General features: G+C 41.0%; 14 protein-coding genes and 2 pseudogenes. 9 read left to right on the forward strand and 7 right to left on the reverse strand.

Annotated features, from left to right (window positions below):
• Positions 1 to 348: 348 nt before the first annotated feature.
• Positions 349 to 711, forward strand: a complete 363-nt coding sequence (locus LC586_RS37985; protein WP_229490921.1) for a helix-turn-helix domain-containing protein — start codon at positions 349 to 351, stop codon at positions 709 to 711.
• Between the two features lie 55 nt (positions 712 to 766).
• Positions 767 to 1054 (forward strand): hypothetical protein, encoded by a 288-nt coding sequence (locus LC586_RS37990; protein ID WP_229490922.1) that lies wholly within the window; start codon positions 767 to 769, stop codon positions 1052 to 1054.
• Between the two features lie 131 nt (positions 1055 to 1185).
• Here LC586_RS37990 and LC586_RS37995 read toward each other — a convergent pair whose 3' ends face one another.
• The 3 genes from LC586_RS37995 to LC586_RS38005 form a co-directional block, all read right to left on the reverse strand.
• Positions 1186 to 1482 carry a hypothetical protein gene (locus LC586_RS37995; RefSeq protein WP_229490924.1) on the reverse strand — a complete coding sequence of 99 codons (297 nt, stop codon included), beginning with the start codon at positions 1480 to 1482 and terminating at the stop codon, positions 1186 to 1188.
• Positions 1483 to 1932: 450 nt separating this feature from the next.
• Positions 1933 to 2244, reverse strand: coding sequence for a hypothetical protein (locus LC586_RS38000; protein ID WP_229490926.1), 312 nt, complete (start codon positions 2242 to 2244; stop codon positions 1933 to 1935).
• 70 nt (positions 2245 to 2314) lie between these two features.
• On the reverse strand, positions 2315 to 2515 hold the full coding sequence (locus tag LC586_RS38005) for a hypothetical protein (RefSeq protein ID WP_229490927.1): 201 nt from the start codon (positions 2513 to 2515) through the stop codon (positions 2315 to 2317).
• 42 nt (positions 2516 to 2557) lie between these two features.
• On the opposite strand from LC586_RS38005, the gene LC586_RS38010 reads away from it, so the two are divergent.
• Genes LC586_RS38010 through LC586_RS38020 form a run of 3 tightly spaced genes read left to right on the forward strand, consistent with a single transcriptional unit; the run spans position 2558 to position 3585 of the window.
• On the forward strand, positions 2558 to 2800 hold the full coding sequence (locus tag LC586_RS38010) for a hypothetical protein (protein ID WP_229490929.1): 243 nt from the start codon (positions 2558 to 2560) through the stop codon (positions 2798 to 2800).
• Positions 2797 to 3348: a GIY-YIG nuclease family protein gene (locus LC586_RS38015; RefSeq protein WP_229490931.1), complete on the forward strand. Its 552-nt coding sequence runs from the start codon at positions 2797 to 2799 to the stop codon at positions 3346 to 3348. The genes LC586_RS38010 and LC586_RS38015 overlap by 4 nt, the downstream gene beginning before the upstream one ends.
• A 12-nt stretch (positions 3349 to 3360) precedes the next feature.
• Complete coding sequence (locus LC586_RS38020) at positions 3361 to 3585, forward strand: hypothetical protein (RefSeq protein WP_229490933.1); 225 nt, start codon at positions 3361 to 3363, stop codon at positions 3583 to 3585.
• A 344-nt stretch (positions 3586 to 3929) separates the two neighbouring features.
• On the opposite strand, the gene LC586_RS38025 is transcribed toward LC586_RS38020, so the two are convergent.
• From LC586_RS38025 to LC586_RS38035, 3 genes are read right to left on the reverse strand one after another with little or no spacing between them, the layout of a single operon-like run.
• Entirely contained in the window at positions 3930 to 4334 is a 405-nt protein-coding gene (locus LC586_RS38025; RefSeq protein WP_369010555.1) for an AAA family ATPase, read from the reverse strand.
• Positions 4232 to 4495, reverse strand: coding sequence for a hypothetical protein (locus LC586_RS38030; protein WP_229490937.1), 264 nt, complete (start codon positions 4493 to 4495; stop codon positions 4232 to 4234). The genes LC586_RS38025 and LC586_RS38030 overlap by 103 nt, the downstream gene beginning before the upstream one ends.
• Positions 4496 to 4506: 11 nt before the next feature.
• A complete protein-coding gene (locus LC586_RS38035; protein WP_229490939.1) occupies positions 4507 to 5133 on the reverse strand; it encodes a hypothetical protein in 627 nt (208 codons plus the stop codon).
• A gap of 868 nt (positions 5134 to 6001) precedes the next feature.
• On the opposite strand from LC586_RS38035, the gene LC586_RS38040 reads away from it, so the two are divergent.
• From LC586_RS38040 to LC586_RS38050, 3 genes are all read left to right on the forward strand, one after another.
• Positions 6002 to 6736: a glutamine amidotransferase gene (locus LC586_RS38040; RefSeq protein ID WP_229490941.1), complete on the forward strand. Its 735-nt coding sequence runs from the start codon at positions 6002 to 6004 to the stop codon at positions 6734 to 6736.
• A gap of 447 nt (positions 6737 to 7183) precedes the next feature.
• Positions 7184 to 7831 (forward strand): MIP/aquaporin family protein, encoded by a 648-nt coding sequence (locus LC586_RS38045; RefSeq protein ID WP_229490943.1) that lies wholly within the window; start codon positions 7184 to 7186, stop codon positions 7829 to 7831.
• Positions 7831 to 8028, forward strand: a complete 198-nt coding sequence (locus LC586_RS38050) for a hypothetical protein (RefSeq protein ID WP_229490944.1) — start codon at positions 7831 to 7833, stop codon at positions 8026 to 8028. Before LC586_RS38045 ends, LC586_RS38050 begins: the two co-directional genes overlap by 1 nt.
• Positions 8029 to 8278: 250 nt before the next feature.
• On the opposite strand, the pseudogene LC586_RS43320 reads toward LC586_RS38050, so the two are convergent.
• A pseudogene (locus LC586_RS43320) lies at positions 8279 to 9522 on the reverse strand (ISLre2 family transposase).
• A 232-nt stretch (positions 9523 to 9754) separates the two neighbouring features.
• Between LC586_RS43320 and LC586_RS38065 the strand changes: the two are divergent.
• Positions 9755 to 10004: pseudogene (locus tag LC586_RS38065) on the forward strand (ISKra4 family transposase); the annotation flags it as partial.

The raw sequence follows: 10004 nt of genomic DNA on the forward strand, positions 1-10004 counted from the left end.
GATTTGATGTTGTCAGTGAGCATCAAAACAGGGATTCCTATTCTAGAGATTTAGTCTAAGTGCGGAACTACCCGCACTTCCTACCTTCTAGGATGACTGGTACTTTATTTCTCCGCAAGTCCCTAATTTGTAAAATTTCACGGCTGCACCTCAGTTACAGCCATGACTTGTATAAAAACCTGAATTGTCATATCATCCTTGTAGGTTTTGAATCGCCCCGTACAGAGTCACGTTTGTCGGGGCTGTTTTATTTGAGGTAGAATGGATGTCCAAACCCCCCTTGCAAGCCGTGCATTGATTTGCTATATTGCAAATACTATACGGCAAAGTTTGTATTTTAGCAACAATATGGCAAACCACCAGCAAATATTGATAGATGCAGTAAACAAAGCGATTATTGACGGCATGACTGCTAGGCAGGTGGCAACTGCTGCTGGAGTTGATAACAGTGTGTTAAGCAGATTCTTGAATGGAAAGCAAGATATCAAATCTGGTGACTACTTCTCAATTCTTGAAGCATTGCCCGAATCAGTTAAGTTAAACGCCTTAACTCAATTGGGAGCTAGTAAAATTAGTGTCGTGCAATTAATAGAAACTGCTAACGAAGAAGAAATAGACGCAGTTTTATTAACGATCGGGCGTAAATGGAAGACATCTAAACAAAATGCATCAATTTCAGGAGATTACAGCCCAAGCGCGATCGCAGTCTAATCACTACAAGTACTATGATCGTTAGCTATCAATCAATTATCAGGCTGTATCATTTATGGAAGGAATTAAATATGTGTCTGTTGATGATGTGCAAAGAATGCTAGACGGCTTATCGCAGGAAGAAAAAGAGGCTTTGCTGTCTGAGCAAATGAAAAAGCTCTCAGCCGATGCCAAGGCGCGAGTTTTAGGGCTTTCAGAGTCGGGATTGACTATAGTTACAGGATCGTTTGTATCGCTTAACAGTGATGTAGCCATAAATATTCAAAATGCCTCTGGATTTGAACTAGAGGCACTGCTTAAGGCGTTGGTGGAGTTTCGCAAAGCAGAAAGGGAAGGCAAGTAAAAAAATTTGTCTGTGAGATTCTTAGAGGAAAGTAGGCGATCGCTCCTCAACAAGCGATCACCTTGAAGCTTGACAAGGTAAAGTGCTGGAAAGAAAAAGCAAAGCAGCCTACCTAGTGCCAAGATTGAAACTTAGTGATCAAGGTCAGTTTCTTTTTGATTTTCTTTATCTCCTTTGTCTTGTTTAGAAGGCTTATTCTTCCGCAAACCTAGAACTAATGGAGTTAAAGCTGTAATTAATGCTGGCAGCAAAGCAAAATAGTCATACGGTGTTGGTATTGACTGCTGAATTGATAGAGAAGAAATTAAGTTATTTGTTGGAACCTCAATACTTGTTGTAACTTGAGTTAACTTTTCTTCTTGTTGATATATATCGTTCGGTTGTTGATATATATCGCTCGATACTAGAAACAAATTTTTATTTGTCATATTATTAGATAGTGAACGTTATCACGGACATAACAAAGATTCTGTTTCTGGGTGGAATCAGAAGCAGAAACTGACACAAATATGTTTCCTGCATTAAAGGTAGGAAATATATTTGTGCTTCTCATACAGTTCAAAAAAAGCGTCAGTTTAGTATTGCTCTAAACTAGTAGTGTTTTTGAGAAATAGCTTGAGATTTAAGATATTCAAGAAAAATCGGAAAATTTTCTTGCTTATCTTCCATTTTAATTTACTATCTTTTATATTTTTTTACATCTTCTGACAGAAGTATACTATTACATTAAAATCCAAATTGTTTAAATTCTTTAGATATAGAAAACTTTAATCTTTAGATTTCATACTTTTGATAGATGAAAACTATATTTTTTCTTGTATCTAAAGTAGAGCTTTTTTAAGAAGCAAAATTCCTGAAAAGCTTACAAATACCTACTTTTAGCTTCCTTCCATTGGATCTTCACGCCCAATGCCGAGCGATCGCAGTTTGTCGTGTACTGACTCAACATCAACACCGCAGTAATAAAATCGCTTTTGCTTTAAGTCGCCGATGCAATACCCTGCTCTGCCGTCACTCGCCCGAAATAGCTCGATCGCCAGATCCTCACGCGAAATATCATATTTGCGTGTGGCAAATTCAAGATCAGGCGGCTCACCTTCTGGGTTGTAGAATGAATCCCCTATGATGTGCTGCCAGTGCCCTTGTTTGTGATGAAAAATCCTTAAATAACCGGGAATACAAATGTCCATTATGTTAATTTAGGAAAAAAGAGATTAGCAGCCCCTAGTGGGGCTAGAGGCTGCGCTAGTTAGGTACTAGTTATGGGTTTTCGGACTCCGGGTCAGAATCCGATTTTTTGGATTCTTTCTCGATCTCTTTGATAACGTCTTTTGCATAAAGTACGTCCTCCCGTTCACCCGTTTCCGGGTTTACACGGTAGAAAACGTCATCCACAACACGCTCGAATTCAACCTTGGGCTTATATTCGCCGTGTCCGTTACCGTCTTTTGATTGACTCATTCGCTTCACCTCCTGATGAGAGCGTAGTGTTTGTTGTCTCTCATGCTTTTATTTTATCATGATAAATATCATGATAAAATAGCTGGGGAAACAAATATTGAAGTTATGCCCAGAAAAAAGTTAGACCGCCAAAAAGATTACATACAGTTTGTTGTAGACACTGAAGACAAGAAAGCTTTTGATGCTTGGTGCTTGGCTAATGGCACTACCATGAGTGATGTGATCCGTAAGGAGATAGCCCCCTATATCGCTAAAGGCAAGAAGCTTTTAAAGGAGGGCGAGTGAAAGTAATCTCTGGGATTTACATCATAAGGTGCAAACCGACTGGCAAGGTTTATGTAGGCTCAAGCTTAGATATTTATAGAAGATGGTATTTACATAAATCTGCTCTTAGACATGGCAGGCATCACTCATTGAAGTTGCAACGTGCTTGGAATAAGTATGGGGAGGATGCTTTTGAATTTGAAATTGCAGAAGAAGTAATTGATGGGTTATTGCCAGTATATGAGCAAGTTTACATAAACTCTCATAACAGCAAAGCTAATGGCTATAACATTTTAGGCGTTGCTGGCAATGTTTACACCGCCAAGACTAGGCGAATTTCAACACCTGTCCCTAAGATTAAGCTTGGCAAACTCAAAGAAAAGATTATTGAGAGACGTATTGACCAAATTAGGGACAAACAAGGGAAATTTACTACAGATAGACTAGAGCCACGAGATGCAAAGTTGAGCTTGAGAATTGAAGCATCTGTACTAGCAAAAATTCAAGCTATTCCAGATTGGCAAGAGAAGGTGCGATCGCTTCTTTATGAATTAGTCGAGCCAGAATAGGGATCGCTCCTGATGAAAAGGAACCAGCCAAAAACGCAACTTTCCCGCTCGCCAGCCCTTAGAGCCAGACACAGCCAAGAAGAAAACTGCTGCGGCAACGCGGCGGCTCCTATTGCTGGCCTGGGTCGTCGCCTCGCTCCATTTTTGGCTGCTCAAGAGTCATCAGTCATTAATCATTGGTCATTGGTCATTAGTCATCAGTTGGTAGCTGTTGCGATCGCAGTGGTCGCCGTTTGAGCCGTATAGCTAAAAGCTATACGGCTAGGCGCAACATCGCGGCTTACTCTGGCAGGGGTTTGAGTTCAATCCTCGGAATGTTGTTGAAGAAGAATTCAGAAGTCAGAATTCACTCTTCGGAGCCGGAGACGCTCTGCGGCTTGGAGTCAGAATCAATCAGTCGGGGATTGGGACCCGCGACTTTAAAAGTTGACCACTAAATTTTCTTGTTTTGTGGGGGTGCAAAAACGCCGATTATTCATCCGCAATTTCTGTCATAATACCTTTCCTGTATTCTGACCGGAGGCGGAGCGTCTCCAGCTCCGAAGAGTGACTCCTGAATTCTGTTCGATAAAGATGTCAGTTCACGGGGGGTCGGTGGCGAGTAGCAGCATAGGCGCGTCACTCCGTCGTAATTGCTTCAGCCACATTCGGAATTTGGTATCACAAGCATGAGCGTCATCGAGGATGAGGAATGCTGTATTTGACTCGCAATAAGTGGCGATCGCCCTTTTCAATTTGTCAGCTGTCAGTGACTTACCTTCTAAATCCTCAGTGGGAATATCAAACTGGTGTGCTATTTCTAGCAACATTTGCTTAGGCGTGGCAGGCTCGATAAACGCCACAGTGAAGCCATCAGCTTGTAGCTTTTCCACAACTGCGATCGCTAGTACAGACTTACCACTACCATCCTCACCAGCAATGAGAATAGCGCCATTTGCCAGCAGTGAGGCTGTAGTCCGAGCTCGGCTTGTCTGTAGATGCGGAATTCTCCCGGTGTTATGTCTGGTTCAGTTGGTGCTGTCTCATCAAGAGAGGAAACTTTGAAGGTCAGTTTAGGGGCGATCGCTAGCACTCCCCCTATACCCAATGTCAGTAATGAGAGGGGATTTAACCCATTAACAGCAACAATTGCACCAGTTACTAGCATTCCCAAAAACTTTAAGCCGCGCTGATAGAACCCATTGCGGCGCTGATCAATGAGTCTGCGTAGCCGAAAGGGTCAATGCAAGGCATTTCCCCCGATTCTTTGATTTTGGTTTTTAGCTCATCTGGTAATAGGTTTGGATTTTCAATGAAGTGACGAGCGAGTATATTCTCTGCGATTAGCGTACCAGCTGCTTTACCCTGTGCAGATTGTACGATGGCGGCGACATCATCAACTTGTCCTGAAGACTGCGATCGCTTCTGCTTGGGTGCGTAAGTCGAAGTAATTTGTTGAGTCTCTGTCACTGCCAGACTACTTGTAGCTGCTGCTGGCTGTTCATCCTCTTCAATTGGGCCAGATGGTTCGGGTACTACATAGCCTTGCATTCTACCAGTCTGTTGTATGTGTTCGTGTAGTCCGTCCATCTCTGCTATCTGGTCAGCATACAAATAAGCTTTACCGCCCTCCTTCCAGGTTGTAATCCGAAGGTATCGTGTCCGAGCGTAGAAGGAATCACGCTGAATCCCATATTTTTTTTGCAAATCTAATATGGAAATTTTAGAAAAATTTTCTTCTTTTTGAGAGGATTCGCTATCAATTGAGAGGGTGTCTGGTTGGGTATCTGGTTGGTTGTCTGCCATAGTCTGCTTGTTGTCTGCCAGTTTTCATACCATTGTCCGGCATACAATCCGGCAGACTGTATGGTGAAATTACGGGTTGTATTGTGAAGTTTTACCAGACAACTTAACACAATCGTCTCTCGTGGTAATTACTGTGATCGCTTTTCCTGACTCTCAATCTCACCCTTCATCTTCTGCTCTACCCATTCTGAAAAATCGCCGTCAAAGCCGGAGTCTTCCAGCACTCGCAACAGCTTTTTGTGCATGGCTTTATCTACATATATAGTTGTCTGGCGGTAGTCAGGGTGCGTAGGTGCAGCCCGCCTTCGGCATCGCTGTCCTCCATCCTCACAAAATATTCTTGTTAATAGGTTTATTGTGTGTGTGAGAGTGCGTCACCGAACAGCCCGTCGCAGCGAAAAGTGGGAGCGGCGGCTTCCGCCGCTCTGTTAGCGCAGCCTCTTCGACTGTGCGTAGCGTCACTTTTCAAGACAATTTTTTTGTTTTATTTGTGTTCAGTTTATATCTAAATAAATGAACATATATGTCCGGTGTAAAAGTTCGTTTTCTTTGGACACAATTGAACTAATAAATCCCCACTCCTCAATCGCAGTAAGGGTTACGGCTTATTTGCAGTTAATGTGGTTTCAAAATTGCCTTGTTTGCGGTTTGAAGTGTTTATGTTTGCAGTTCGCTACACCTACCCCGAAATTTTGAGGAGATACGTGAAGAACGTGTCAGTAAAGATGGTAAGCAGGGCAGCAATTAAGGCAATTTTAATGGTATACAAAAAATGTTTTAAATTGGATCATTACATAAATCCAATCACTCTTTACTATTGTGATACACAAAGTAAACATCTGAGTTCTTTACTTTTCAGGGAATCTCTATGAAAAATGCTACTGTTATCAGGCATGTCGGTTTTGAGGATCTGGGTAGTCTTATCGAGACGCTCCAGCAGCAGGGATATACCGTAACATATGTCGAAGCCGGTTCCGGATCTTTGGATAAAATCGCTCTTTTAAATCCAGAGTTAGTTGTAGTTTTGGGAGGTCCGATTGGAGCATATGAGGAACAAGATTACCCGTTTTTGCAGGATGAGTTGCATTTCCTGGAGCGTCGTTTAGCCGCTGATTTACCGACCTTGGGAATCTGCTTGGGCGCTCAACTCATGGCACGAGCGCTGGGAGCTAGGGTATATCCTGGTTCTGGTAAGGAGATTGGATGGGGGGCAATAGAGCTTAGCGACGCTGGTAAGCATTCTCCCTTAGTCCATTTAGCAGCAGAGCATACACTTGTATTACATTGGCATGGAGATACCTTCGATATACCTGTTGGCGCAACTCATCTAGCCTCTTCCTCACAATACAAAAATCAAGCTTTTTCTTGGGGGAAATGTGGTTTAGCATTACAATTTCACCCAGAAGTAACAGCACAGGGTTTAGAGATGTGGTTTATCGGACACGCCTGTGAAATCGCTGCATCGCCTGGTGTCAGCGTCCCTCAATTACGCCAAGACACTGCTCGTTACGCTAAAAAGCTAGAAATTCAGGCGCGTCAATTCTGGTATGAATGGCTGCAATCTATCAATTATAAAGCAACAAATAAGCTTGTAGCTCGATAATAATAACCCAAGTTGCTAAGTAGGTGGGCGCTAAAAAATACCACTATATTAAGAAATGTAAATCGCTTAAAAGCTTATATTTAAAGCCTTTCTGGCGCTTTACATAACTTTACATAGTTTGGTTTAATTGTGCCTACTTACTTAGTATTATTGTGAGCAATGCCTACGGCGAGCAAGGCGATCGCTGTGAGTCAATTAAGCATTAAAATCCCCTCCAGTCAGAAAAATAGGAGGGGTGTATGTTAAACGAAATAATTGCGATCTATGCTAACACGGACGACCTGTTAAAGGCGATTGGACATGATGAAGATTGTCGCAGAGTGCAGGAGTGATGCAGAAATTATCCTAAACTTCAGAGTGCGCGATCGCCTGAATCGGTTATGAAGATACGCCCCGAATTTGATAACCCGCAACTTGGGTTAATAGCTTATTTAGGAATTAAAAATCATGAAAACAAAAGCTTTAATGGCTGAGTTCATCGGCACATTCACCTTAATTTTTGTTGGGGTTGGCACAGCCACCGGCAACTACATCCTTAATGACGGAAAAACCAGTGGTATTGTTGCAGTTGCCTTGGCGTATGGACTGACAGTTGTGGTCATGGTTGGTGCTATAGGTAATGTCAGTGGTGCTCATCTCAATCCGGCAGTCACTTTTAGTGCTTGCTTAAGAGGTAAAATTGACATCAAGAATGCTGTGGGATATGTCATTTTCCAATGCCTAGGAGCAATCTTTGCTGCTAGTCTGCTTAAGCTGACTTTTCCCTTAACAGCTCTCCAAGCAGTTGCTATAGGGACACCTACATTGGGTCAAGGAGTCACTCCCCTCATGGGCTTTGTGATGGAGTTTATCCTAACCTTCTTTCTACTCTTTGTAATCTTTGGGACAACTACTAATAGTCAGACTCCTAAAATAGATGGCTTGTTAATTGGCTTAGTAGTCACCTTGGATATCTTAGTAGGTGGACCGATTAGCGGTGCGTCAATAAATCCTGCTCGATATTTAGGTCCTGCTATGGTCGGAGGTAACCTCCAATATTTTTCTATTTTGGTTTACGAGTCACTATCTTGGGTGAAAACGCAGGCATTCATTTGATGGCGAAAATTGAGACTGCTTTACCGGATGAAATTGTGATTCAAGAAGCGAAACTTTTGGGTGTTGGCTTGATTAGCGCCCAAGGCTACTATTTGACAAGTCCAAAAACGGGAGAGTTTATTTTCGGCTATGCCCAGGTAGATGAAATTCAGATAAAGCAAGGGATTCAGAAATTGTCCCAAGTATTGAAACAATAGGGGAGCAACGCGATTTTGTGAGGTCGGGGAAAAAAGGTGCGATCGCTAAAACTTACATTTGTGTGTAAAGTAATTTTATTTGCAATTTATATACGTAATTACACGATAAATCATCTTGATGAGATATCTCAAAAAGATTGCTAGTAAGTTATTTAACGATTATTTCCAAATATATCTGCAATAATTTTTAAAGACTTGGTATCAATTATGGCAGAAAAAAAATAAATGCCGAATTAAAGTATAAAATTTATCAGGACGTTTGGGTTTTGATAAACGAATTAAAGATAGAATCAGAAAAATTATCCCAACTTTTAGCTATCCATTGACAACGGAGGTGCAACATAATTTCTGCGTTATCTTGAAGCCAAAACTTACTATTACCTTTCATCCGTAAATTAACAACTTGGCGAATTAAACTTTCAACCGCGCCACTACCAAGAGGAAGTTTTTTGAAGGCAACAGAGTTATAGTTTAAAAGCCTGCGTCGGTAAGCTTTTAAAATATAATTTCGCTCTCGTAACATTCTAATTTTTTCACCTTTGTCATTCACTACATAAATTGTTAATAACTTTGGCTCAACCCATTCCTGACTTTTCACGGCATGTGGAAAAGGCCATTTTGAGGGTTTTCCAAACCCTGATTTTTCCGTTAGCTATTTTCATTAACTTAAAGCTATTGACAATTAGGCTGTAGAAAAAGTCACGTTTTTTCGAGGCTTGAAGACTTCCCGTGAAAAGTCAGAACCCATTCTCCTGTAAAGCCTAAGCGATTAGTCTTCACCTTACGCCTTCCCTTATTGTTAATTTGAATCCGGGTACGACCGCCATCTACAGCGATGACAACACGTTGGTCTTTCAGAATACTAGTTGTAGGTAAATTACCTAAAGCTAAACTTGTTATTTTCGATTGACGTAAATTTATGCCAATTTTACCAAAGTAATACGTTAGCCGTTCTATGCGTTTTAGGCTGATATTTATACCCCAATCAATTAATGTTGTTCGTGCTGCCTCAAACGAGCCAGTAATTGCACCATATTTGGTAATTGTTGATAAAACATTAGGCGTTAATCCTTCGGTCATTCCCAAATATCTTAAAAATGGACAAAATCCTTCATGTGAAGATTTCTTATTTTTCTTCGATTGAGTTCGACGTTCAACTACATACGGTAGATTTAAACTTACTTTCACATTTCCAATTGTTAATATTTGTCGTTTTTTACAACCATGCTTTTGTGTGCTTGATTGCCACCATCCCCGTGTCTGCTGCTCTGATTTATCCAAAAATTCTTGAGAGTTTGACAGATTATGGAGCAACAAAGCTGTACATTCTCCTGCTAAAGTTAAGGCAAATTCTCTAATTTTTTGCTCACGTTCTCTGAAAACGCGTTCATCCCATTCTGAGATATTCTTTAGTTCTAAAAGTTTCGTAACTTGTTCTTGAAAGTTTTCTAATGATTTGCTTAAATCGAAAGTAGAATATATATGATTTTTCATAAGCGCGTAGGCACTCCCTGTTTTGATGTCAGATATCAAAACCTTTACTCCAAAGGGAATCCTACCTTTTTTTTGCCACAAAAATGAGTCATCTTCAAATCCTACAATAGAACCGGAAAATTTTAGCAGTGTTAATACTGGTTTAAATGTATAAATATTTATATTGTACTTAAATATATTGAATAGCGATCGCACCTTTTTTGGCCGACCTCACAAAATCGCGTTGCTCCCAGTTTCCCGTAGCAGTCAACAGAGATTGGTGCATCGTCAAAACAATGAAAAAGCCGACACAAGAAGACACAGTTGAAGAATTAAGCGTTGATGGTGGAAACATTCGTGTTCGCACTACTGAAGATGAAATATGCGCTTGGCTTGGCTACAAAGCAATTAGCTTACATCACAATGGAATGGTTGGAACGTCCTTTCAAGATAATCAGGTTGTAATTGATTGGGTGAATCATCAACCACTGGCTAGCACAGTT

Source organism: Nostoc favosum CHAB5714, assembly GCF_020829495.1.
In the GTDB taxonomy this organism is placed as follows: Bacteria; Cyanobacteriota; Cyanobacteriia; order Cyanobacteriales; family Nostocaceae; genus Nostoc; species Nostoc favosum.